The organism is Pseudomonas mercuritolerans, assembly GCF_025706525.1.
Classification (GTDB): Bacteria; Pseudomonadota; Gammaproteobacteria; order Pseudomonadales; family Pseudomonadaceae; genus Aquipseudomonas; species Aquipseudomonas mercuritolerans.
This window is the reverse complement of the sequence record NZ_JAMSHA010000005.1, coordinates 465,165-488,933: the sequence shown is the minus strand read 5'-3', so window position 1 is coordinate 488,933 and position 23,769 is coordinate 465,165. Positions and strand designations below refer to the sequence as shown.

At 61.3% G+C, this 23,769-nt stretch carries 23 protein-coding genes; 12 read left to right on the top strand and 11 right to left on the bottom strand.

Annotated features, from left to right (window positions below):
- Positions 1-79: 79 nt before the first annotated feature.
- The 7 genes from nagE to ND528_RS17060 all read right to left on the bottom strand — a co-directional run bounded on the left by nagE (position 80) and on the right by ND528_RS17060 (position 8,675).
- Complete coding sequence (gene nagE / locus ND528_RS17090) at positions 80-1,795, bottom strand: N-acetylglucosamine-specific PTS transporter subunit IIBC (protein WP_263470769.1); 1,716 nt, start codon at positions 1,793-1,795, stop codon at positions 80-82.
- A gap of 34 nt (positions 1,796-1,829) precedes the next feature.
- Positions 1,830-4,343 (bottom strand): phosphoenolpyruvate--protein phosphotransferase, encoded by a 2,514-nt coding sequence (gene ptsP, locus ND528_RS17085; RefSeq protein ID WP_263470768.1) that lies wholly within the window; start codon positions 4,341-4,343, stop codon positions 1,830-1,832.
- A gap of 34 nt (positions 4,344-4,377) precedes the next feature.
- Positions 4,378-5,400: an SIS domain-containing protein gene (locus ND528_RS17080; RefSeq protein WP_263470767.1), complete on the bottom strand. Its 1,023-nt coding sequence runs from the start codon at positions 5,398-5,400 to the stop codon at positions 4,378-4,380.
- Positions 5,381-6,487 (bottom strand): N-acetylglucosamine-6-phosphate deacetylase, encoded by a 1,107-nt coding sequence (gene nagA / locus ND528_RS17075; RefSeq protein WP_263470766.1) that lies wholly within the window; start codon positions 6,485-6,487, stop codon positions 5,381-5,383. The genes ND528_RS17080 and nagA overlap by 20 nt, the downstream gene beginning before the upstream one ends.
- 29 nt (positions 6,488-6,516) lie before the next feature.
- Positions 6,517-7,248, bottom strand: a complete 732-nt coding sequence (locus ND528_RS17070) for a GntR family transcriptional regulator (protein ID WP_130910689.1) — start codon at positions 7,246-7,248, stop codon at positions 6,517-6,519.
- A gap of 283 nt (positions 7,249-7,531) precedes the next feature.
- Entirely contained in the window at positions 7,532-8,047 is a 516-nt protein-coding gene (locus ND528_RS17065) for a L,D-transpeptidase family protein (protein ID WP_024011712.1), read from the bottom strand.
- A 76-nt stretch (positions 8,048-8,123) separates the two neighbouring features.
- Entirely contained in the window at positions 8,124-8,675 is a 552-nt protein-coding gene (locus tag ND528_RS17060; protein WP_016771548.1) for an NUDIX hydrolase, read from the bottom strand.
- Between the two features lie 147 nt (positions 8,676-8,822).
- Here ND528_RS17060 and ND528_RS17055 point away from each other — a divergent pair, with 147 nt between their 5' ends.
- The 5 genes from ND528_RS17055 (at position 8,823) to purT (ending at position 12,102) form a co-directional block, all read left to right on the top strand.
- Positions 8,823-9,422: a CoA pyrophosphatase gene (locus ND528_RS17055; protein ID WP_016771547.1), complete on the top strand. Its 600-nt coding sequence runs from the start codon at positions 8,823-8,825 to the stop codon at positions 9,420-9,422.
- A gap of 39 nt (positions 9,423-9,461) precedes the next feature.
- Complete coding sequence (locus ND528_RS17050; RefSeq protein WP_016771546.1) at positions 9,462-9,986, top strand: gamma carbonic anhydrase family protein; 525 nt, start codon at positions 9,462-9,464, stop codon at positions 9,984-9,986.
- Entirely contained in the window at positions 9,983-10,198 is a 216-nt protein-coding gene (locus ND528_RS17045; RefSeq protein WP_039759143.1) for a DUF1289 domain-containing protein, read from the top strand. Before ND528_RS17050 ends, ND528_RS17045 begins: the two co-directional genes overlap by 4 nt.
- Positions 10,199-10,352: 154 nt before the next feature.
- Complete coding sequence (locus tag ND528_RS17040; protein WP_016771544.1) at positions 10,353-10,820, top strand: VUT family protein; 468 nt, start codon at positions 10,353-10,355, stop codon at positions 10,818-10,820.
- 100 nt (positions 10,821-10,920) lie between these two features.
- Positions 10,921-12,102, top strand: a complete 1,182-nt coding sequence (gene purT, locus ND528_RS17035; RefSeq protein ID WP_263470765.1) for a formate-dependent phosphoribosylglycinamide formyltransferase — start codon at positions 10,921-10,923, stop codon at positions 12,100-12,102.
- Positions 12,103-12,200: 98 nt separating this feature from the next.
- Here the strand turns inward: purT and ND528_RS17030 are convergent, their stop codons facing one another.
- The 3 genes from ND528_RS17030 to ND528_RS17020 all read right to left on the bottom strand — a co-directional run bounded on the left by ND528_RS17030 (position 12,201) and on the right by ND528_RS17020 (position 15,900).
- A complete protein-coding gene (locus ND528_RS17030; protein WP_016771542.1) occupies positions 12,201-13,517 on the bottom strand; it encodes an MFS transporter in 1,317 nt (438 codons plus the stop codon).
- A gap of 316 nt (positions 13,518-13,833) precedes the next feature.
- On the bottom strand, positions 13,834-15,075 hold the full coding sequence (locus tag ND528_RS17025; protein WP_263470764.1) for a CNNM domain-containing protein: 1,242 nt from the start codon (positions 15,073-15,075) through the stop codon (positions 13,834-13,836).
- 12 nt (positions 15,076-15,087) lie between these two features.
- Positions 15,088-15,900, bottom strand: a complete 813-nt coding sequence (locus tag ND528_RS17020; RefSeq protein WP_130912387.1) for a cytochrome C assembly family protein — start codon at positions 15,898-15,900, stop codon at positions 15,088-15,090.
- 210 nt (positions 15,901-16,110) lie between these two features.
- Here ND528_RS17020 and ffh point away from each other — a divergent pair, with 210 nt between their 5' ends.
- From ffh to rplS, 5 genes are all read left to right on the top strand, one after another.
- Positions 16,111-17,487 carry a signal recognition particle protein gene (gene ffh / locus ND528_RS17015; RefSeq protein ID WP_007967791.1) on the top strand — a complete coding sequence of 459 codons (1,377 nt, stop codon included), beginning with the start codon at positions 16,111-16,113 and terminating at the stop codon, positions 17,485-17,487.
- Positions 17,488-17,748: 261 nt separating this feature from the next.
- Positions 17,749-18,000 (top strand): 30S ribosomal protein S16, encoded by a 252-nt coding sequence (gene rpsP, locus ND528_RS17010; protein WP_003185073.1) that lies wholly within the window; start codon positions 17,749-17,751, stop codon positions 17,998-18,000.
- A gap of 5 nt (positions 18,001-18,005) precedes the next feature.
- Positions 18,006-18,542 carry a ribosome maturation factor RimM gene (rimM, locus tag ND528_RS17005; protein WP_016771538.1) on the top strand — a complete coding sequence of 179 codons (537 nt, stop codon included), beginning with the start codon at positions 18,006-18,008 and terminating at the stop codon, positions 18,540-18,542.
- Between the two features lie 2 nt (positions 18,543-18,544).
- Positions 18,545-19,297 carry a tRNA (guanosine(37)-N1)-methyltransferase TrmD gene (gene trmD, locus ND528_RS17000; RefSeq protein ID WP_038860625.1) on the top strand — a complete coding sequence of 251 codons (753 nt, stop codon included), beginning with the start codon at positions 18,545-18,547 and terminating at the stop codon, positions 19,295-19,297.
- 45 nt (positions 19,298-19,342) lie between these two features.
- Positions 19,343-19,693, top strand: a complete 351-nt coding sequence (rplS, locus tag ND528_RS16995) for a 50S ribosomal protein L19 (protein ID WP_003175895.1) — start codon at positions 19,343-19,345, stop codon at positions 19,691-19,693.
- A gap of 164 nt (positions 19,694-19,857) precedes the next feature.
- Here rplS and ND528_RS16990 read toward each other — a convergent pair whose 3' ends face one another.
- Positions 19,858-21,666, bottom strand: coding sequence for a cation:proton antiporter (locus tag ND528_RS16990; RefSeq protein WP_263470762.1), 1,809 nt, complete (start codon positions 21,664-21,666; stop codon positions 19,858-19,860).
- Positions 21,667-21,774: 108 nt separating this feature from the next.
- Between ND528_RS16990 and xerD the strand changes: the two genes are divergently transcribed.
- Both xerD and dsbC read left to right on the top strand, forming a co-directional pair.
- Positions 21,775-22,671 (top strand): site-specific tyrosine recombinase XerD, encoded by an 897-nt coding sequence (gene xerD / locus ND528_RS16985; protein ID WP_016771535.1) that lies wholly within the window; start codon positions 21,775-21,777, stop codon positions 22,669-22,671.
- Positions 22,672-22,991: 320 nt separating this feature from the next.
- The gene (gene dsbC / locus ND528_RS16980) at positions 22,992-23,723 is read left to right on the top strand and encodes a bifunctional protein-disulfide isomerase/oxidoreductase DsbC (RefSeq protein WP_263470761.1); all 732 of its coding nucleotides are present in this window, start codon (positions 22,992-22,994) and stop codon (positions 23,721-23,723) included.
- Positions 23,724-23,769: the final 46 nt, after the last annotated feature.

The window sequence follows — 23,769 nt, the reverse complement described above, 5'->3', positions numbered from 1 at the left end:
AGGGTGGTACATACGTATGGAGTGTGGAATCTGCGAAGCTGGCGAGCCTGATCGCGAACAGGCCCGCCAACACCCCCGTTCAAACCTGCGCGCTGACCTCTTGGCGATTCACCAACCCCTCCAGCGCGCAGCTCAGACTTGCTGCCTTGTCACCCACCAGCAAATGCCAGATCCCACCGTCCAACTGGCTGACACCCTGGCAGCCCAGCGCTTGCAACTGCGCCTCTGACAACGTCTTGCCATCGGCCAGTTGCAGGCGAATGCGGGTCATGGCGATGCAATCGAGCTGCAGCACATTGTCGCGACCGCCCAGTGCATTCAGCCATTGCTGAGCCTCGTTGCTTGTAAGCACAACGGTCTTCGGTTCATCGGCAATTACTGCGGTTTCCACCAACGTTGTTCGGCCCAGCGCAGGCATGGCCAAGCGGATTTCATCGGCAATGCTGTCAGCCAACGGCCCGACCACGACCTGCAGACTGCCGCCCTTGCCCGGGCGCACTACCGCCATCGCGCCCAGCGCTTTCAGCTCGGCATCCGAGGCCTTGTTGCGATCGACCATCTCCAGGCGCAGTCGGGTCGTGCAGGCGCCGACGGTGAGCAGATTCTCGGCGCCGCCCAAGGCTTTGATATACGCACTGGCGCGTTCGGTTTCCGAAAGCACGGCTTTTTCTGCCGTGGCCACGTCTTCGCGTCCCGGCGTCTTCAGATTGAAGCGGCGGATACAGAAGTCGAAGACCAGGTAATAGATGACCGCATAAGCCAGCCCGACCGGCACCACCAACCAGCCATTTGTGGACTTGCCCCAGCCGAGAATCATGTCGATGAAGCCACCGGAAAAGGTGAAGCCCAGATGAATGTTCAGACCGTTGGTGATCGCCATCGACAGCCCGGTCAGCAGCGCGTGCAGGAGGAACAACAGCGGTGCGAGAAACATGAAGGCAAATTCGATCGGCTCGGTCACGCCGGTCAGAAACGAGGTCAGCGCCATCGACAGGAAGATCCCGCCCATCACGTTGCGCCGCTCCGGCAAAGCGTTGCGATACATCGCCAGGCACGCGGCGGGCAGGCCGAAGATCATCATCGGGAACATGCCGGTCATGAACTGGCCGCCCTTCGGATCGCCGGCAAAATACCGCGACAGATCGCCGGTCACCAGCGCGCCGGTGGTCGGGTCGGTGAAGTTGCCGAAGACGAACCACGCCATGTTGTTAAGGATGTGGTGCAGGCCGGTGACGATCAGCAAACGGTTGAAGACGCCGAAGACGAAGGCGCCAATGCTGCCGCTTTCCATCATCAGCGCGCCGAACGCATTGATGCCCTGCTGGATCGGCGGCCAGATATAGCCGAACAGCACGCCCAGCCCCACCGCCGCGAACCCGGTGACGATCGGCACGAACCGCCGGCCACCGAAGAACGCCAGATACTCCGGTAGCTTGATGTCCTTGAACCGGTTGTACAGCGCGCCGGCCAACAGGCCGCTGACGATCCCGGCAAGCATGCCCATGTTGATGGTCGAGTCGAGCACCTTGAGCGTGGAGATCATCACCAGATAACCGATCACCCCGGCCAGGCCGGCGGTGCCGTTGTTGTCCTTGGCGAAACCGACGGCGATGCCGATGGCAAAGATCATCGCCAGGTTGGCGAAGATCACTTGCCCGGCATCGTGAATGATCGCGATGTTCAACAGGTCGGTGTCGCCCAGGCGCAGCAGCAGGCCGGCAATCGGCAGGATCGCGATCGGCAGCATCAGCGCGCGGCCGAGGCGTTGCAGGCCTTCAATGAAGAGTTGATACATGGTGGTTCTCCTGCTCTTTAACGAGAGCTTGTTGTTAGGGCAACGGCCAATGTTGACGGCAGGCGTGACGCACCGCAGCGGCGCTGGACAGCTTGAGCAAGTCGCGGCTCAGGCGCTGACATTCGGCTTCATGCAACTGACGTACGCGGTCCTTGATTTCACCGATCTGCACCGGGCTCACCGACAGTTCGGTGACGCCGAGGCCGATCAGCACCGGCGTCGCCAGCGGGTCGGAGGCGAGGGCGCCGCAGACACCCACCCAGCGCTTGTGCACCGCCGCGCCTTCGCAGGTCATGGCGATCAGACGCAGCAACGCGGGGTGCAGGGCATCGACCCGCGCCGCCAGCCCGGCGTGATCGCGGTCCATGGCCAGGGTGTATTGCGACAGATCGTTGGTGCCGATCGAGAGAAAGTCGGCGTGTTCGGCCAGTTGCTCGGCTTGCAGCGCGGCGGCGGGGACTTCGATCATCACGCCGATTTCCGGGCGCTCGGCAATGCCCATTTCAAGCCGCAGTGCATCGACGCGCTGGCGGATGTGCAGCAGTTCGTCGACCTCGGTGACCATCGGCAACAGAATCCGGCAACGCGACAACGGCTTGACCTGCAGCAGCGCGCGCAGTTGCTGATCGAGAATTTCCGGCCGCGCCTGGGCCAGACGAATGCCGCGCAGACCGAGCACCGGGTTGGCCTCGGCGGGCAGCGGCAGGTACTCGAGTTGCTTGTCGCCACCGACGTCGATGGTGCGGATGATCACCGACTTGTCGCCCATGGCATCGATCACCGCTTGATAGGCGCTGCGCTGTTCCTCGACGTCCGGTGCCGTCTGGCGATCAACGAAGAGAAACTCGGTGCGCAACAGGCCGACGCCATCGGCACCATTGGCAAAAGCGTCTGCCGCTTCGTTGCTTGAGGCGACATTGGCGACCACTTCGATGTGCACGCCATTGCGCGTTTCAGCGGGCAAATGGGCTTTGGCCTGTTGGCTGTCGCGACGCTGCTGGCGCTGGATTTGTGCCTGTTGCACTTCGCTCAGGCGTTGCGCATTCGGCGTCAATTCGAGGCGCCCGTCGTCAGCGTCGAGCACCACGGCCTGATCTTGCGGCTGCTCAAGCAATTGCGCGCCCAAAGCGACGATGCACGGCAAGCCTTTGCCGCGCGCCAGAATCGCTACGTGCGAGGTCGCGCCGCCCTCGGCCATGCACAACCCGGCGACACCTTGCGCGCTGAGTTGCAGCAGATCCGATGGCGTCAGTTCATGGGCGGCAACAATGGCGCCGGCCGGCACCTGGTATTGCCAGGCCTCGCCAAGCAGGGCACGCAGCACGCGTTGCTTGAGGTCGCGCAAATCGTTGGCACGTTCGGCCAGCAGCGGACTGCCGGTGCCTTGCAGCATGTCGCACTGGGTGTCGATCGACTGACTCCAGGCGTGCGTCGCTGCGGTGCCTTGCGCGATGAATTGCTGCGCGGCGTCGAGCAGGGCCGGGTCTTCGAGCAGCGCCATGTGTGCGGCGAAGATCGCTTCTTCGTCGGCGTTCTTGTGCTTTTTCGCCTGGGCGAGGGTGGCGGCGATTTCGCTGCGCACCGCGTTCAATGCCGTTTCAAGCGTCTGCTGCTGTTGCACTGGATCGTGATGGCCCGCATCCGCCGGTAGAGTTATCGCGTTCAAGCGAAACAACGGCCCGGCGACCAGCCCCGGCGCCGCGCAAACACCGTGCAACACGCCAGCCTCGGCCGGGCGTTTCAGCGCGGCTGTGGTGGTCGGCGCTTGCCCGTGATGATCGTCCGGCAGCGCCGTGGCCAATGCGCTGAGCAAGGCTTGCAGCGCGGCATCGGCGTCCGGTCCCTGACAACTGACCTGCACCTCATCCTGCTCGCCAATGGCCAGACCCATCAAACCGATCAGGCTGTTGCACGGCGCCGATTTACCGTTGAAGTGCAGCTGTGAATGGCTGCTGAAACCCTGGGCGGTCTGGCGGATCAGCGCAGCCGGGCGCGCATGCAAGCCGCCGCGATGAGCGACCCGCGCCTGGCCACGAACCTCAGGCCCGCCGCTTGTATCGGCATTCGCCGCCACCACATTGCGCGCGATGATGTGCAGCAACGGCTCGCCGACTTTCACCGCTTTGAGGGTGATCGGCCGCACCTGAAAATCCGCGCTGTTGGTCAGGATCAACAGGCTGACCAGGCTTTTGCAGTGCTGGCCGACCTTGTCCAGGTCATAACGCAGCAGCGGCTGACCGAGGCTGACGCAATCGCTTTCCTTGACCAACATGGCGAAACCTTCGCCGTTCAGTTCAACGGTGTCGAGGCCCAAATGCAGGAGGATTTCCGCACCGTTGTCGGCGCGCACGGTCACCGCGTGGCTGCTGCGCGCAATGTGGATGACCACGCCGGCGCAGGGCGAATACAGCGTGTCGTTGAGCGGGTCGATGGCGATGCCGTCGCCCATCGCGCCACTGGCGAACACCGCGTCCGGGACGTTGGCGAGCGTCAGCACCGGGCCGCTGAGCGGGGCGCTGAGGGTCAGCTCTTTATTGTTGTCGGGCATGGCTGGGTCTCATCAGGTGTGCAGTCAGTCGGACTTAATGCGTGCGGGTCACTTTGCTCAAATGGCGCGGCTGATCCGGGTCCATGCCCCGCGCCACGGCCAGGCCTGCGGCCATCACGTAGAAACTCTGGATCGCCAGAATCGGATCGAGGGCCGGGTGTTCGGCGCGGCTCAGGGTCAGGTCGCGTTCGCTGACGTCATCCGGCGCGGCGAGCAAAACCCGGGCGCCGCGCTGGCGCATTTCCGCCGCCAGACTCAGCAGGCCGGCCTGCTCGGCGCCGCGTGGGGCGAACACCAGCAGCGGATAGTGTTCGTCGATCAGTGCCATCGGGCCGTGACGGACTTCGGCACTGCTGAACGCTTCGGCCTGAATCGCCGAGGTTTCCTTGAATTTCAGTGCCGCTTCCTGAGCAATGGCAAAACCGGCGCCACGGCCGATCACCATCAGGCGCTCGCAATCACGCAGGGCTTCGATGGCCACGCTCCAGTCCTGTTTCGCCGCTTCGCGCAGGCCTTCTGGCAGCGCATCGTGGGCTTGCAGCAATTCGCTGTCCTCTTTCCAGTGCGCGATCAAGCGCGCGCTGGCGCTGAGGGTGGCGATAAAACTCTTGGTCGCGGCGACGCTGCTTTCCGTGCCGGCGAGCAGCGGCAGGCTGAATTCACAGGCCGCTTCCAGTGGCGAATCGGCAGCGTTGACCATCGACACGCTCAGCGCGCCACGCTTGCGCAACAGGCGCAGGCTGTTGACCAGATCCGGGCTCTGCCCCGACTGCGAAAACGCAAAGGCGACCTGACCGCTGACTTTCAGCGGCGCCTGCTGCATGGTCACCACCGACATCGGCAACGAGGCCACCGGCACGCCCAGTTGCTGCATGGTCAGGTAGGCGAAGTAGCTCGCCGCGTGGTCGGAGCTGCCACGGGCGACGGTCATCGCCACTTGCGGTGGCTGCCGGCGCAGGCGCCCGGCGATCTCGACCATCGGCGCGTCGAGCTGTTGCAGTTGGGCTTGCACGGCCTCGAACGAGGACAGCGCCTCTTCAAGCATTTTTGAAGTCAATGTCTTCTCCTTCGACCATGACGGCGGTCAGTGTGAGTGAGCGATCGAGCCGCACGCAGTCGGCCCAGGCGCCGGGGGCAAGGCGCCCGCGTTCGGTGATGCCGAGGTAGTCGGCGGGAAATTGCGATAGACGCTGCGAGGCTTCGGCGATCGGCAGACCGATCTTGACCAGATTGCGCAGGGCCTGATCCATGGTCAGGGTGCTGCCGGCCAGCGTGCCGTCGGGCAGGCGCACGCCGCCCAGGCATTTGGTCACGGTGTGGCTGCCAAGCTTGTATTCACCGTCGGGCATGCCGGCGGCGGCGGTCGAATCGGTGACGCAATACAGGCACGGGATCGAGCGCAGGGCCACGCGGATGGCGCCGGGATGCACGTGCAACAGATCGGGAATCAGCTCGGCGTATTTGGCGTGGGCCAGTGCTGCGCCGACGATGCCCGGCTCGCGGTGATGCAGCGGGCTCATGGCGTTATAGAGGTGGGTGAAACTGCTGGCTCCGGCAGCCAGCGCGGCGACGCCTTCCTCGTAGCTGCCGAGGGTGTGCCCGATCTGCATGCGGATGCCACGGCTGCTCAGCTCACGGATCAATGCATCGTGACCGGCGATTTCCGGGGCAATGGTGATGACGCGGATCGGCGCCAGCGCCAGATATTCTTCGACTTCGGCCATCAACGCGGTGTGGGCGAAGTTCGGTTGGGCGCCGAGTTTTCCCGGGTTGATGTAAGGGCCTTCAAGGTGCACGCCGAGGACTCGCGCGGCGCCTTTCGGACGCTGTTCGCAGAATTCTCCTACCTCTTTGAGAACGCTGGAGATCTCCGCGCTCGGCGCAGTCATGGTCGTGGCCAGCAGCGAAGTGGTGCCGAAACGCACATGGGTTCTGCTGATGGTTTCGAAGGCTTCGGCGCCCTCCATGATGTCTTTGCCGCCGCCGCCGTGCACATGCAGGTCGATGAAACCCGGCAGCAGATAGGGCAGATCGTTAGCCGCCGGATCGCAGGGCACGCCTTCGATCGACAGGACCTTGCCGTGTTCGTGAACCAGCCGGCCGCGAACCCAGCCGCTGGCGGTGAGGATGTTGTCTTCGGACATTTCGCTTCTCTCGTTTGGCTTGCTGCTGATCAGCGGCGAAGCTCTGCAACAAAGTCGTAGTAGTCGTTGCGGCAATAGGTGTCGGTGACTTCGATCGGCGTGTTGTCTTCCAGATAGCCGACCCGGGTCATCAGCAGCATGGCGGTGCCGGGGGCGATGCCGACCAGCGCGGCGAATTCGTCGGAGGCGTTGATTGCCTGGATGTGCTGAAGGGCGCGGACGATCGGTTTGCCGATGCCGTCGAGGTATTCGTAAAGCGAATCGCCCACCGCTTGCGGCCTGGGCATGATTGAGGCGGGCAGGGTGCTCATCTCGATCGCCATGACCGTGTCATCGGCTTTGCGCAGGCGCTTCATGCGCGCCACCTTGTCATTCGGCGACAGGCCGAGGCGGATCAATTCTTCGTGGGTCGGCAGGGTGATTTCCCGCTCCAGCCATTTCGAGCTGGGCACGAAACCTTTCAGGCGCAGCATTTCGCTGAAGCCGGACAGACGCGACAGCGGTTGTTCCAGCCGTGGGGTGATGAACGTGCCCGAGCCTTGCAGGCGGCGGATCAGGCCTTGCTCGAGCAAGACTTCCAAAGCTTTGCGTGCGGTGACCCGGGAGATGCCGAGCTGGTCGCTGAGGTTGCGCTCGGACGGCATCGCCTGTTCGGCCTTCCACTGCCCGGCATGAATCGCCGCTTCCAGATTGCGCGCCAGCTGCAAGTACAGCGGCGTCGGCTGGGCATCGTCAGGACGTAGGGATTGGAGGTCGTTCATGTAGGTCGTTTCCGCCGCGAGTATAGGGTTGTTGTGGCTCGCTTGTGCGACGGAAGCTAATACCACTTGAATACCATGTCAACGCCATGAATCGGCGTCTGGCCCAATGGATTGGCGGCTTTCAGAGGGCGTTGTTTAAAGTGGTATTAGTGTTGGCCTATAAAAAGCAAAAGATCGCAGCCTGCGGCAGCGCCTACAGTTGAGAGTGGTATCACCTCTGTAGGCGCTGCCGCAGGCTGCGATCTTTTGATTTATTTTTTTGCGGGTGACCAGTGGTCAGGGATTAAGGGCGAATCTCGATCATCGTGCCGTCCGGTACCAGATTCCACACTTCACGCATGTCGACGTTGCGCATGGCGATGCAGCCGTCGGTCCAGTCGAGGGTATGGAACAACTGCTCCGGATTGTCTGCCGAATCCGGAGTGCCGTGGATCATGATCATCCCGCCGGGCTCGACACCTTCACGGCGAGCACGGGCGGCATCGCTGATGTTCGGGTAGGAGATGTGCATCGACAGGTTGAATTTGTCGCTGGTCTTGCGCCAGTCGATCCAATAGAAACCTTCGGGTGTGCGTTTGTCGCCCTCGATCAGTTTCGGCCCTTTCTTCGCGCCCTTGCCCAAGGAGATGCGATAGGTCTTCAGCGGCTTGCCGTCGGCAATCAACTGCAGTTGGTGGGCCGATTTCAGTACCAGGACTTTTTCGATCAATGGAGTGTTCGAGGGCGTCACGGTGGTCACGAATGACGCTTGCGAAACGCTGACGAACGACAGGCACAACAGGGCAAGCAACCAACGCATTGAAACGATTCCCCAAGAATGACGCAGACACATAGTGATAGATGCAGGTGTGGTTATCGGCAGGGTGCCGCGAAGCTCAAGTGATCGCCGGCTGCACCAGTGGCGGAATCGACTCCGAACGCACCGGGTAAACCTCGCTGCGCCGATCGGCAAAGAAACACTCCAGCGTGCGCCCGACCGTGCGGAAAGCCAGCTCGTCCCAGGGAATGTCGGCTTCTTCGAACAGCTGCACTTCAAGGCTCTCCGGCCCGGCCGCGTATTGCAGATCGGCCAGTTCGGCGCGGAAGAACACATGCACCTGGCTGATGTGCGGCACGTCGATCAGCGTGTAGATGCTCAGGTTGCGCACCCGGGCGCAGGCTTCTTCGGCGGTTTCGCGGATGGCGGCCTGCTCGATGGTCTCGCCGTTTTCCATGAAGCCGGCAGGTAGCGTCCAGTAACCGAGACGCGGCTCGATGGCGCGGCGGCAGAGCAGCACTTTCGTCCCCCAGGTCGGTACGCACCCGGCGACGATATTGGGGTTCTGGTAGTGAATAGTCTGACAGCTGTCGCAGACAAATCGCAGCCGCGAGTCGCCTTCGGGAATGCGCTGGGTGACCGGGTTACCGCAGTGGCTGCAAAATTTCATGCTCGGGTTCCTGAATGCTGCGCCTATCTTGGCGTGCAGCGGGGCCGGTCGGCAAGTTGTCGTTTCGCGACACGACGGGTTTCGGGGGCTTGGGCGCTCGCTTTGATTGGTGCATGATGCGGAGCAAGGCACCGATCGAGAACACTCATGCTGGACGAGCTACTGCATAGGGTAAGCAACCACACACCGCGCACGCTGGAGACCGACGCACGTTTTCCCGAAGCCGCTGTGCTGGTGCCGATCACCCGCAGTGACGAACCGGAACTGGTCCTGACCCTGCGCGCCAGCGGGCTTTCCACCCATGGCGGCGAAGTTGCCTTCCCCGGAGGGCGCCGCGACCCGGAAGATCCGGACCTCATATTCACCGCGCTGCGCGAAGCCGAAGAAGAGATCGGCCTGCCACCGGGTCTGGTCGAAGTCATCGGCCCGCTAAGTCCGTTGATCTCCCTGCACGGCATCAAGGTAACGCCGTATGTCGGGGTGATTCCCGACTTTGTCGAATACCAGCCCAATGATGCCGAGATTGCCGCCGTCTTCAGCGTACCGCTGGAATTCTTCCGCAAGGACCCGCGCGAGCACACCCATCGCATCGACTATCAGGGCCGCAGTTGGTACGTGCCGAGCTATCGCTTCGGCGAGTACAAGATCTGGGGCCTGACGGCGATCATGATCGTCGAGTTGATCAACCTGCTCTATGACGCCAAAATCAGCCTGCACCGACCGCCGAAAAGCTTTATCGATACCTGAGCCGTCGTTCGAACGGCCGTGAGCCCTGAGGAAACCAAGATGAAATACCGCCTGGGCGACGCCCGTGTCGAAACCCATCCACAGAGCTGGGTCGCGCCCAATGCCGTGCTGGTGGGCAAGGTTCGCCTGGAAGAGGGCGCCAACGTCTGGTTCAACGCTGTGTTGCGCGGCGACAACGAACTGATCCTCATCGGCAAGAACAGCAATGTGCAGGACGGTACGGTGATGCACACCGACATGGGTTACCCACTGACCATCGGCACCGGCGTGACCATCGGCCACAACGCCATGCTGCATGGCTGCACAGTCGGCGATTACAGCCTGATCGGCATCAACGCGGTGATTCTCAACGGCGCGAAGATCGGCAAGAACTGCATCATCGGCGCCAATTCGCTGATCGGCGAAGGCAAGGAAATTCCCGACGGTTCGCTGGTGATGGGCTCTCCGGGCAAGGTCGTGCGTGAACTGACCGAGGCGCAGAAAAAGATGCTCGAAGCCAGCGCCGCGCACTATGTGCATAACTCGCAGCGGTACGCCCGCGATCTGGTCGAGCAGGAACAATGACGACTGTTGAACGACCAGTCGCCTCGCCGTGTGTGAATATCTGCGCGCTGGACGAAGATGATGTTTGCACCGGGTGCCAGCGCACGGTCGCGGAGATCACCCGCTGGGGCCGCATGAACAATGACGAGCGCCGGGTGGTGCTGGGGCTGTGTCATGAACGGGCGAAGGCGAGTGGATTGGTCTGGATGATTCCCGCGAAGTCAGGCGTCTGAACCACCGCTTTCGCGAGCAGGCTCGCTCCCACCTTGAAAATGCATTCCACTGTGGGAGCGAGCCTGCTCGCGAAGACGTCGGTCCTGTCACCGCACCTATTGGCGCAATACCAGCGCTCAAGTAACCTGTGCGCCACATTTACAGGCCGCCCCCATGATCTTCCTCATCGCCTACATCAGCAGCGTCGTGCTGATCAACTTCGCCTTTTCCACCGCACCGCACCTGGACATCATCTGGTCGGCCTGGGGCGGGCTGGTGTTCGTGCTGCGCGACATGGTGCAAACGCGCTTCGGTCATGGCGCGATCGTGGCGATGCTGGCGGCACTGGTGCTTTCCTACATCACCTCCGATCCTTCCATCGCGCTGGCCAGCGCCACGGCGTTCGCGGTCTCCGAGTGCATCGACTGGCTGGTGTTCAGCATCACCAAGCGGCCATTGCGCGACCGTCTGTGGATCAGTTCGGCGCTGAGCATTCCGCTGGATACCTTCATTTTTTTCGGCATGATCGATGCCTTGACGCCGCCGGTGATCATCACTGCGCTGGCCTCCAAGTTCGCCGGCGTTACCGCGGTCTGGCTGATCATGGCCTGGCGTGATCGCAAACAGGCTGTCGCCAGCTGAAGCCAAACCCTCGGGTTCATGTAAAATGCCGCGCTTTCTCCCCATGGAAAGCGCACCTGCGTGGCTTTCCTCGATGATCCGCTTCCTTTGAGGACCTGAGATGACCCGTATCGGAACTCCATTGTCGCCAACCGCGACCCGCGTATTGCTGTGTGGCTGTGGTGAGTTGGGCAAGGAAGTGGTAATCGAACTGCAGCGCCTGGGCGTTGAAGTGATTGCCGTCGACCGCTACGCCAACGCGCCGGCCATGCAAGTCGCCCATCGCAGCCACGTGATCAACATGCTCGACGGCGCTGCTTTGCGTGCAGTGATCGAAGCCGAGAAGCCGCACTTCATCGTGCCGGAAATCGAAGCCATCGCTACCGCCACGCTGGTCGAGCTGGAAGCCGAAGGCTTCACCGTGATCCCGACCGCGCGTGCGGCGCAGCTGACCATGAACCGCGAAGGTATCCGTCGTCTGGCTGCCGAAGAGCTGGATCTGCCGACCTCGCCGTATCACTTTGCCGACACCTTCGAGGACTACAGCAAAGCCGTTCAGGACCTGGGTTTCCCTTGCGTGGTCAAGCCAGTGATGAGTTCGTCAGGCAAGGGCCAAAGCCTGCTGCGCAGCTCCGATGATGTGCAGAAGGCCTGGGATTACGCGCAAGAGGGCGGTCGCGCTGGCAAAGGTCGGGTGATCATCGAAGGCTTCATCGACTTTGACTACGAAATCACCCTGCTGACCGTGCGCCACATTGGCGGCACCACGTTCTGCGCACCGGTCGGTCACCGTCAGGAGAAGGGCGACTATCAGGAATCCTGGCAGCCGCAGGCCATGAGCCCGATTGCTCTGGCTGAATCCGAGCGCGTTGCCAAAGCAGTCACTGAAGCGCTGGGTGGCCGTGGTCTGTTCGGCGTCGAGCTGTTCATCAAAGGCGATCAGGTGTGGTTCAGCGAAGTCTCGCCACGGCCGCATGACACCGGTCTGGTCACGCTGATTTCCCAGGATTTGTCCCAGTTCGCCCTGCATGCCCGCGCCATTCTCGGCCTGCCGGTGCCGCTGATCCGTCAGTTCGGCCCATCGGCGTCGGCAGTGATTCTGGTTGAAGGCCAGTCGACCCAGACCGCATTCGCCAATCTGGGCGCTGCGTTGAGCGAGCCGGACACCGCGCTGCGTCTGTTCGGCAAGCCGGAAGTGAACGGTCAGCGCCGCATGGGCGTGGCGCTGGCGCGGGATGAGTCGATCGAGGCTGCTCGCGCCAAAGCGACCCGTGCGTCGCAGGCGGTTGTTGTCGAGCTGTAAACCGGGTCGCGGCAGCTATTCGCGAGCAGGCTCGCTCCCACATTTGGAATGCATTTCCCTGTGGGAGCGAGCCTGCTCGCGAAGCTTTTGATCTTCTGTCAGGCAACCTGATTCAGATCGTTGTTGCGGGTTTCCTTCAAGCACAGCACCGCAATCAGACTCAACACCGCCGCCGCCGACACATACCCGCCGACATAGCTCAACCCGCCCATCGCCACCAGTTTCTGCGCAAAGAACGGCGCCGCCGAGGCTCCGACGATCCCGCCCAGGTTGTACGCCGCCGAAGCACCGGTATAACGCACGTGGGTCGGAAACAGCTCAGGCAACAGCGCGCCCATCGGTGCGAATGTCACGCCCATCAAAAACAGCTCGATGCACAGAAACAGCGCCACGCCCCAGGTCGAGCCCTGCGTCAGCAATGGCTCCATCAGAAATCCAGACAGAATCGCCAGCACGCCACCAATGATCAGCACCGGTTTGCGCCCGTAACGGTCGCTGGCCCAGGCTGACAATGGGGTCGCTGCGGCCATGAACAACACGGCAAAGCACAGCAGGCCGAGGAACGTTTCGCGGCTATAACCCAGCGTGGATACACCGTAGCTCAGGGAAAACACTGTCGAGATATAGAACAGTGCGTAGCAGACCACCATCGCCGCCGCACCCAGCAGTGTTGGAGCCCAGTATTGGCTGAACAACTCGACCAGCGGCACTTTCACTCGCTCCTGACGAGCGATCGCATTGGCGAACACTGGCGTTTCATGCAGCTTGAGGCGCACATACAGGCCAACCATCACCAGCGCCGCGCTGAGCAGAAACGGTATACGCCAGCCCCAGCTGCGGAACTGTTCATCATCCAGCGTCATCGCCAGGGTCAGGAACAGACCGTTGGCCGCCAGAAAACCAATCGAAGGCCCGAGCTGCGGGAACATGCCGAACCACGCGCGTTTGCCCTTCGGCGCGTTTTCCGTAGCCAGCAGCGCCGCGCCGCCCCATTCACCGCCAAGGCCCAGGCCCTGACCGAAACGCAGCACGCACAGCAGAATCGGCGCCCAGGCCCCAATGCTGTCGTAGCCCGGCAACACGCCAATCAAGGTGGTGCACACGCCCATCAACAGCAACGAGGCGACCAGCGTCGACTTGCGCCCGATGCGGTCGCCGAAGTGGCCAAACAGTGCCGAACCCAGTGGTCGGGCGAGGAAGGCAATGCCGAAAGTGAGAAACGCCGAAAGCATCTGCGCCGTGCCGGAGGTCTGCGGAAAGAATACCGGCCCGATCACCAGCGCCGCAGCGGTGGCGTAAACGTAGAAGTCGTAGAACTCGATGGCGGTGCCGATGAAGCTTGCCGTGGCCACGCGGGTGGCGGAATTGGTCGGCTGGGCAGGCGCGGTTTCGCTGTAAGCGGTATGGGTCGTCATGCGGTGATCCCTGACAGTCATGAGCTCCAGTGGAGCGAATTATTATGGTCGAACACCCAGGGATGTGGGGTAGGGCGCGAGCGCTGTTTCGAGTAGGAACAGTCGTCGGTTTGCAGCGGAAACAGTCACGATCCGGGCAGTGCCGGGTAGGCACAGGGATCGACGGCGCTTGGGTAAGCGCCTCGATTATAGGAAGGGGGCTAACGATCAAACAAGCGCAAAAGATCGTCCGATCGCGGTCCGAGCCTTCGGCAGCTCCTGGAGATGAACGCATTCCACATGTAGGAGCTGCCGAAGGCTGCGATCTTTTGATCTTTTATCTTGCAGGCACCAGAGCAGGCACCGATGAGGTCAGCCAGATCAACACCTTGCTCACCCGGTTCTCCTCGGTCTCGAGGATTTCCAGTCGATAACGCCCGATCTTCAGGCACACCGCGCTTTCCGGAATGGTTTCCAGCGCTTCGGTGACCAAGCCATTGAGCGTCTTCGGCCCATCGCTCGGCAGATGCCAGCCCAGGCACTTGTTCAGGTCGCGGATCGACGCGGCGCCATCGATCACCATGCGCCCGTCGGCCTGGGGATGAATGTGCGGATTGTCGAGGCTGTGCTCGCTTTCGAATTCGCCGACGATCTCTTCGAGAATATCTTCAAGGGTGACGATGCCCAGCACTTCGCCGTACTCATCGACGACCATGCCAAGGCGCCGCTGCTGCTTGTGGAAGTTCAGCAATTGCAGCTGGAGCGGCGTGCTTTCCGGGACGAAGTAGGGCTCGTAGCTGGCGGCCAGCAGTGCCTCGCGGGTCAATCCGCCGTTGCTCAGCAAATGGCCGATCTGGCGGGTGTTAAGCACCGCTTCGACCTGATTGATGTCGCTGTGAAAAACCGGCAGACGCGTGCGCTTGTTCTCGCGCAGTTGCTCGATGATCTCTTCGATCGAATCGTCGAGGTTGATGCCATCGACGTCACTGCGCGGCACCAGGATGTCGTTGACCGTAATGTTGTCCAGCGCATGAATGCCCGACACCGGGTGGCTGCGCACGGGATGGTCGTGATCCTCATCGTGATCGGCCGGCACCTCGTCCTCGCTCTGTTGCACCACCTGAACCTTGCGCGTAAACGGGGTCATCAGCAAGGCGCTGATTCGGCTGAACAGCCAGGCAAACGGATAGACGATTTTCATCGGCACGACCAGCAGGGCGTTGCCGAACGCCAGCACGGCATCCGGATAGCGCCGGGCGACGGTGCGCGGGAAATAATCGGCGAACACCAGCAGGATGGCGCCGGCGCCCAGGCACGCCGCCCAAGGGCCGTTTTCTTCGCAGAGAAAAATCGCCAGCAGCGTCGCGATGATCACCGCGAGAGCGCGGCACAGGGTATTGCAGAGGATCAGGCTGTCGAGCGGGAAGCTCAGCTTCGCCAGCGGTTTATCGCTGGCGCGCGAGGCGATACGTTGCGCGAGCAGGTGCTGCTGCGCGATTTCGACGGCGGTAAACAGCCCTGACCATAAAATCAGCAGGACAAATACCGCGAGCATCGGCCCTATGGGCAAACCGTCCATTTATGCCGCCCGTCAGATGTGCAGAATGTATTCACGAACCAGTTTGCTGCCGAAGTACGCCAGCATCAGCAGGCAGAAACCGGCGAGGGTCCAGCGAATCGCCTTGTGGCCGCGCCAGCCCAGACGGTTGCGGCCCCACAGCAGCACGCTGAAGACGATCCATGCCAGGCAGGCCAGCAGAGTCTTGTGCACCAGGTGCTGGGCGAACAGGTTCTCGACGAACAGCCAGCCGGAAATCAGCGACAGCGACAGCAGCGTCCAGCCGGCCCAGAGAAAGCCGAACAGCAGGCTTTCCATGGTTTGCAGGGGCGGGAAGTTCTTGATCAGCCCGGACGGGTGCTTGTGCTTGAGCTGATGGTCCTGAACCAGCAGCAGCAACGCCTGGAACACCGCAATGGTGAACATGCCGTAGGCGAGGATCGACAATAGGATGTGCGCGAGGATGCCCGGCTCTTCATCGATGATCTGCACCGTGCCGGTCGGCGCGAACTGCGCCAGCAATACCGTGATCGCGCCCAGCGGGAACAACAGCACCAGCAGGTTTTCCACCGGGATCCGCGAACAGGCGAGCAGGGTCAGGGCGATTACCGCGGCGGCAATCAGGCTGGACGCACTGAAAAAGTCCAGGCCAAGGCCGATCGGGGTCAATAGATGTGTAAGCAGGCTGGCGCCATGGGCGAGCACGGCGAAGACGCCGAGGCTGACCAGCAGGCGCTTGTTCGCCTTGGCGCCGATGGCCAGACGAGTACTTTGATAGACGGTCGCAGCGGCATAGAGCAGGGCGGCGGCGAGGGTGGTCAGCAAACTGGGTGACAAGGGGAGCATAAATCCTGTTAGGCGAGCCCGAAAGGCGCTGAGTTTGGCATAGAACCGCCACGGCACGAAAGACTCCGCAAGCTGACGGCGAGGTGTCCGCCGGCCGCAGTCTTCGCTATAATCCGCGACCTGCCCACGCCGCAGGCTCGCCGAGCACATGTTGATTCCGGTCTGGGCCGCCATTATCCCGGTTCGTACAGGGCCTGAAAGGATCGCGCAATGTTTGAAAACTTAACCGACCGTCTCTCGCAGACGCTGCGCCATGTCACCGGCAAGGCGAAGCTGACCGAGGACAATATCAAAGACACCCTGCGTGAAGTGCGCATGGCGTTGCTCGAAGCTGACGTCGCATTGCCGGTGGTCAAGGACTTCGTCAATTCGGTCAAGGAGCGCGCTGTCGGCACCGAGGTGTCGCGCAGCCTGACGCCGGGCCAGGCATTCGTGAAGATCGTCCAGGCCGAACTCGAAAGCCTGATGGGCGCGGCCAACGAAGACCTCAACCTGAGCGCCGTTCCGCCAGCCGTTATTCTGATGGCCGGTCTGCAGGGCGCGGGTAAAACCACCACCGCCGGCAAACTGGCGCGCTTTCTTAAAGAGCGCAAGAAGAAGTCGGTCATGGTCGTGTCTGCGGATATTTACCGTCCGGCGGCGATCAAGCAGTTGGAAACCCTGGCCAACGACATCGGCGTGACGTTCTTCCCGTCCGACCTGAGCCAGAAGCCGGTCGACATCGCCAATGCGGCTATTAAAGAAGCCAAACTGAAATTCATCGACGTGGTCATCGTCGATACCGCCGGTCGTCTGCACATCGACGAAGAGATGATGGGCGAGATCAAGGCGCTGCACGCTGCGATCAACCCGGTCGAAACCCTGTTCGTGGTCGACGCCATGACCGGTCAGGACGCCGCCAACACGGCCAAGGCGTTCGGCGATGCGCTGCCGCTGACCGGTGTGATCCTGACCAAGGTCGACGGCGACGCCCGTGGTGGTGCCGCGCTGTCGGTGCGCGCCATCACCGGCAAGCCGATCAAGTTCATCGGTATGGGCGAGAAGAGCGAAGCGCTCGATCCGTTCCACCCTGAGCGTATCGCCTCGCGGATCCTCGGCATGGGCGACGTGCTCAGCCTGATCGAGCAGGCCGAAGCGACGCTGGACAAGGACAAGGCCGACAAACTGGCCAAGAAGCTGAAGAAGGGCAAGGGCTTCGACCTCGAAGACTTCCGCGATCAGCTGCAACAGATGAAGAACATGGGCGGCCTCGGCGGCCTCATGGACAAACTGCCGAGCATCGGCGGCGTCAACCTGTCGCAGATGGGCAATGCCCAGAACGCCGCAGAGAAGCAGTTCAAGCAGATGGAAGCCATCATCAATTCCATGACTCCGGCCGAGCGCCGCGATCCTGAGCTGATCAGCGGTTCGCGCAAGCGCCGGATCGCCATGGGTTCCGGCACGCAGGTGCAGGACATCGGCCGCTTGATCAAGCAGCACAAGCAGATGCAGAAGATGATGAAGAAATTCACCGCCAAGGGCGGTATGGCAAAAATGATGCGCGGCATGGGCGGTATGTTGCCCGGCGGCGGCATGCCGAAAATGTGAGACAGGACACCAAGACTTCGCCGGTCGTCGCACCGGCGCAGACCCTGCAAGGACGCAGGATCAACAGCAAACCCGCACTCGGCGGGAGCTGACTGGCCGTTTTTATCGACGGCTCTCTATGCAAATCTGCACGGCATGCCATGGGCGCCGGAAAAAGTCATTTGCAAAAGTCCGGATATTCCTTAGAATATGCGGCCTTTCGGGCACCCATGCCCGCTGTGCATTTAGATTTGCAGCACCGACTACAGGAACGATGTTCACATGCTAACAATCCGTCTTGCCCTTGGCGGCTCCAAAAAGCGCCCGTTTTACCACCTGACCGTAACCGACTCGCGCAACCCGCGTGACGGCTCCCACAAAGAACAGGTTGGTTTCTTCAACCCTGTTGCCCGTGGTCAGGAAATCCGTCTGTCCGTGAACCAAGAGCGCGTTGCCTACTGGCTGAGCGTTGGTGCACAACCTTCTGAGCGCGTTGCTCAGTTGTTGAAGGAATCTGCCAAGGCTGCGGCCTGAGCAATATGAACGCGACGCCAGCCCCTGCCGATGATTTGATCGTTATTGGCAAAATTTATTCTGTTCATGGCGTTCGCGGCGAAGTGAAGGTTTATTCCTTTACTGATCCGACTGAAAACCTGTTGCAGTACAAAACCTGGACGCTCAAGCGCGAAGGCAATGTCAAACAGGTCGAGCTGGTCAGTGGACGCGGGAGCGACAAGTTCCTGGTCGCCAAGCTCAAGGGTCTCGATGATCGTGAAGAAGCTCGTCTTCTGGCCGGTTATGAGATCTGCGTGCCGCGCAACCTGTTCGCTGAATTGACCGAAGGCGAGTACTACTGGTACCAGCTGGAAGGTCTGAAGGTCATCGACACCCTTGGGCAATTGCTCGGGAAAATCGATCATCTTCTGGAAACCGGCGCCAATGATGTAATGGTCGTCAAGCCTTGCGCTGGCAGCCTGGATGATCGCGAACGCCTGTTGCCCTATACGGAGCAATGCGTGTTGGCCGTCGACCTGGAAGCGGGCGAGATGAAGGTGGATTGGGACGCGGACTTCTGAACGTGGCTAACTTGCGCGTAGAAGTGATCAGTCTGTTTCCCGAGATGTTTTCCGCCATTGGCGATTACGGCATCACCAGTCGTGCGGTCAAACAGGGGCTCTTGCAGCTGACCTGTTGGAATCCGCGAGATTACACGACGGATCGGCATCACACTGTGGACGATCGCCCGTTTGGCGGTGGTCCGGGCATGGTGATGAAGATCAAGCCCCTGGAAGATGCACTGGCTCAGGCCAAAGCAGCAGCCGGGGAGGCGGCGAAGGTGATTTACCTGTCCCCCCAAGGCCGTCAACTGACTCAGTCGGCGGTACGCGAGCTGGCACAATCGGATGCATTGATCCTGATTGCCGGCCGCTACGAAGGCATTGACGAGCGCTTTATTGAGGCTCATGTCGATGAAGAGTGGTCGATTGGCGACTATGTACTGTCTGGCGGCGAGCTGCCGGCCATGGTCCTGATCGATGCGGTTACACGACTGCTGCCTGGAGCTTTAGGGCATGCGGATTCCGCTGAGGAAGATTCCTTTACGGATGGTCTGCTGGATTGCCCGCACTACACCCGCCCGGAGGTGTATGCGGATCAGCGTGTTCCCGACGTGTTGCTGAGTGGCAATCACGCGCATATCCGGCGTTGGCGTTTACAGCAGTCCCTTGGTCGGACCTATGAACGACGCGCCGATCTTCTGGAAAGCCGCTCGCTTTCTGGAGAAGAGAAGAAGCTGCTCGAGGAATACATCCGCGAGCGGGACGATAGTTAACAACGTATCGATGGTAGATCGAACGATTTACCTTAGGAGCACAGCATGACCAACAAAATCATCCTTGCACTCGAAGCAGAGCAGATGACCAAAGAAATCCCTACCTTCGCCCCAGGCGACACTATTGTCGTTCAGGTGAAAGTGAAGGAAGGCGATCGTTCCCGTCTGCAAGCGTTCGAAGGCGTTGTAATCGCCAAGCGTAACCGCGGCGTGAACAGTGCGTTCACCGTTCGTAAAATCTCCAACGGTGTTGGCGTAGAACGTACTTTCCAGACCTACTCCCCGCAGATCGACAGCATGGCTGTCAAACGTCGCGGTGACGTACGTAAAGCCAAGCTGTACTACCTGCGCGACCTGTCGGGTAAAGCAGCACGCATCAAGGAAAAACTGGCTTAAGCCCAGCTTCCGATGCAGAAAAAAGCAGCCTACGGGCTGCTTTTTTGTTGCCCGGGATTTGTGCTGCAAGGATCTTCAGTCTATCCGTGACCGAGTCGCGGCCTTCGCGAGCAGGCTCGCTCCCACCGAAGTCCGAATGTGGGGCCTGCTCGCGAATCGATCCGTCAGGCGCCGGAACCTTGCGGTTGAATCAATGCCAGCAACGTCCACCCAGCTCCCGGCTTCAACGCCGTTTCCGGTGTCACCACATGCACCCAGCCGCTGTCATCACGCATGAACAGCAGCGTTGCACGATTGCCGTGCAGCGCTTGGTAATCCTCCCAGCCGAAGCCGTCCGTCAATGTCGTGCTGTAAAGCTCCGCTCCCTGGCCCATCTGGCCGGCCAGTTTCGAATAGGTCAGTGCCTCACTGCCCAATTGATTGCCCCGGTGTTCCAGGCTCGCGCGGTGCTTGTCGCTGCGGCGGCTTTCATGGCCGCTGGCCAGGCCGAACAGGCGCTGATGACCGAAGTCATGACGAAAGCGCATCGCCGCCAATGTGTTCAGCTCGCCCGACGGTGACAGTGCCAGCAAATGCCCCAACCCCACCAGATCCAGATGCGCGTCGGCATGCTGCGACGCCGGGTTGCCGAAGTAAGTCGGCAAGCCTTCCATGCGTGCCGCGCGGATATTCTCCCAGCTCGAATCGGTCAGCAGCACGCGGCTGCCCAGCTGTTGCAGCGACTTGCCCAATTCACGGGCCGGGCCATTGGCTCCAACGATCAGAAAACCGCTCGGCGCCGGTTCGGCGACCTTTAACAGCCGTGCCAGCGGTCGCGCCGTCGCGCTTTGCAAAACCACGGTGCCGATGATCACCGCAAAGGTCAGCGGCACCAGGAGCAGGGCGCCTTCATGCCCGGATTCATCCAGGCGAATTGCGAAAATCGCCGAGACAGCCGCAGCGACGATTCCGCGCGGCGCGATCCAGCACAGCAACGCTCGTTCGCGCCAGCTCAGACTGGAACCGGCGGTGCTGAGCAAAACATTCAACGGACGGGCGATCAGCTGGATCACCAGCAGCAGAATCAACACCAGCGGCCCCAGGCCAAGCAAAGCGTTCAGATCCAGACGCGCCGCGAGCAGGATGAACAGCCCGGAAATCAGCAACACGCTGAGGTTTTCCTTGAAGTGCAGAATGTGCCGCACGTCCACGCCTTTCATGTTGGCCAGCCACATGCCCATCAGCGTCACCGCCAGGAGGCCGGACTCATGCATCACTTGGTTGGCACCGATGAAAATCGCCAGCACCGCCGCCAGCGAGGCCAGGTTGTGCAGGTATTCCAGCAGCCACTGACGCCGGATCACCGTCCCCAGCAGCCAGCCACCGACGACACCAAACGCGGCGCCACAGAGGATCACCCCGCCAAAGGTGAAGAGGCTTTGCTTGAGGCCATGACCGTCAGCGCTGGCGATGATGAAGCTATACACCACTACCGCGAGCAGAGCGCCGATCGGATCGATGACGATGCCTTCCCAGCGCAGGATGTTGGCGATCGAAGCTTTTGGCCGCACCACCCGCAGCATCGGTACGATCACGGTCGGACCGGTGACCAGCGTCAGGCTGCCAAACAGAATCGCCAGCATCCAGTCGAAGCCCAGCAGAAAATGCGTAGCCACCGCGATGACGATCCAGGTCGAAATCGCACCGAGGGTCACCAGTCGATGAACGACGCTGCCGATCTCTTTCCATTCCGACAGGTGCAGGGTCAGGCTGCCTTCGAACAGAATCAGCGCCACTGCCAGCGACACCAGTGGCATCAGCAGCGGGCCGAACATTTCCTGCGGGTCGAGCCAACCCAGCACCGGGCCGGCCAAAATGCCGGTCAGCAGCAGAAACAGAATGGCCGGCAGCTTCAGGCGCCATGCCAGCCACTGACAACCCAGCGCCGCCGCGCCGATCCCGCCAAATGCCAAGAGAATTTGCTGCTCGTTCATTGATGCTCCCTGTTCCTTGATCTGGCTGGCTATGAAAGACTAGCGGCCATTCCCGTCGTTCACTGTCTATTTGCGCGCAGTGTGAAAAACTGCCTGCCCCGAGCACCCATGCCTGCCATCGACCATCCGCTGATTGATCAATTCCTCGACGCTTTATGGCTGGAGAAAGGCCTGTCCGACAACACCCGCGACGCCTATCGCAGCGACCTCGCGCTGTTCAACGGCTGGTTGCAGGAGAAAAATCTCGAGCTGATCAATGCCGGCCGCGAATTGATCCTCGATCACCTGGCGTGGCGGCTGGAGCAAAACTACAAGCCACGCTCGACGGCGAGATTTCTCTCCGGGGTGCGTGGCTTTTATCGCTATTTGTTGCGGGAAAAACTGATCAGCGTCGACCCGACGTTGCGCGTCGACATGCCGCAACTGGGGCGGCCGTTGCCCAAGTCGCTGTCGGAAGCCGATGTCGAGGCGCTGCTCAAGGCGCCGGACCTGAGTGACGCCATCGGCCAGCGTGACCGCGCGATGCTGGAAGTGCTGTATGCCTGTGGCCTGCGCGTGACCGAACTGATCAGCCTGACGCTGGAGCAGGTCAACCTGCGCCAGGGCGTATTGCGGGTGATGGGCAAGGGCAGCAAGGAGCGTCTGGTGCCGATGGGTGAGGAGGCGATTGTCTGGGTCGAGCGTTATATGCGTGATGGTCGTGGCGAGTTGCTCGGTGGCCGCCCCAGCGATGTACTGTTCCCCAGCCAGCGCGGCGAGCAGATGACCCGGCAGACGTTCTGGCATCGCATCAAGCATCAGGCCAAGGTCGCCGGGATCAGCAAGTCGCTGTCGCCGCATACCTTGCGCCACGCGTTCGCCACGCACCTGCTCAACCATGGCGCCGACTTGCGCGTGGTGCAGATGCTGCTCGGGCACAGCGACCTTTCCACCACCCAAATCTATACCCACGTCGCCCGCGCCCGCTTGCAGGACTTGCACGCCAAACACCACCCTCGCGGCTGACACATCCCATAATGTTGAAATACTGACCTGTGGCGAGGGGATTTATCCCCGTTCGGCTGCGCAGCAGTCGCAAACCCGGCTGGCTCGATTTTGACTGAAAGATCGCGGTGGATGGTTCAGGGCTGCTTAGCAACCCAGCGGGGATAAATCCCCTCGCCACAATAATGTATGTCAGTTGCACATGAGTGTGTGGCGACAGGCGCATTCGGCCCTCGTGACCTTATGTGTTAGGCTTTGCCGGTTTGCACGATGGACGGTTATGACCCGGTGTTTCGCACGGGCGTTCTGATCGTTCCATCCGCCCGCCCTCAGGAGTACTCATGCGTCTGACCCAGATTTTCGCTGCCGCCGCCATTGCGTTGGCCAGCACCTTTGCCGTCGCCGATGACGCGGCCGACAAAGCCATTCGTCAAAGCCTGGAAAAACTCGAACTCGAGGTTCCGGTCGAGAGCATCAGTGCCAGCCCGTTGCCTGGTATGTACGAAGTCAAACTCAAAGGCAGCCGCGTGCTGTACGCCAGCGCCGATGGCCAGTACATCGTGCAGGGCAACCTGTATCAGCTGGCGAATGGCAAACCGGTCAACCTGACCGAGAAGACCGAACGCCTGGGCATTTCCAAACTGATCAATGCCATCCCGGTGGCCGAAACCGTGGTCTACCCGGCCGTGGGCGAGACCAAGTCGCACATCACCGTGTTCACCGACACCACCTGTCCGTACTGCCACAAACTGCATGCGGAAGTGCCCGAGCTGAACAAGCGCGGCATTGAAGTGCGCTACGTGGCTTTTCCGCGCCAGGGCCTGAATTCGCCGGGTGACGAGCAGCTGCAAGCAGTGTGGTGCTCGAAAGACAAGAAAGCCGCGATGGACAAAATGGTCGATGGCAAGGAAATCAAGGCCGCCAAGTGCGATAACCCGGTTTCCAAGCAATTCGCCCTCGGTCAGTCGATCGGCGTGAATGGCACACCGGCCATCGTTTTGGCCGACGGCCAGGTCATTCCGGGCTACCAGCCGGCGCCACAAGTCGCCAAACTGGCGCTGGGCGCGAAGTAAATCGCATCGTCACGGGCAACCGTTGACGATCGTGGTCCGGCAGCAA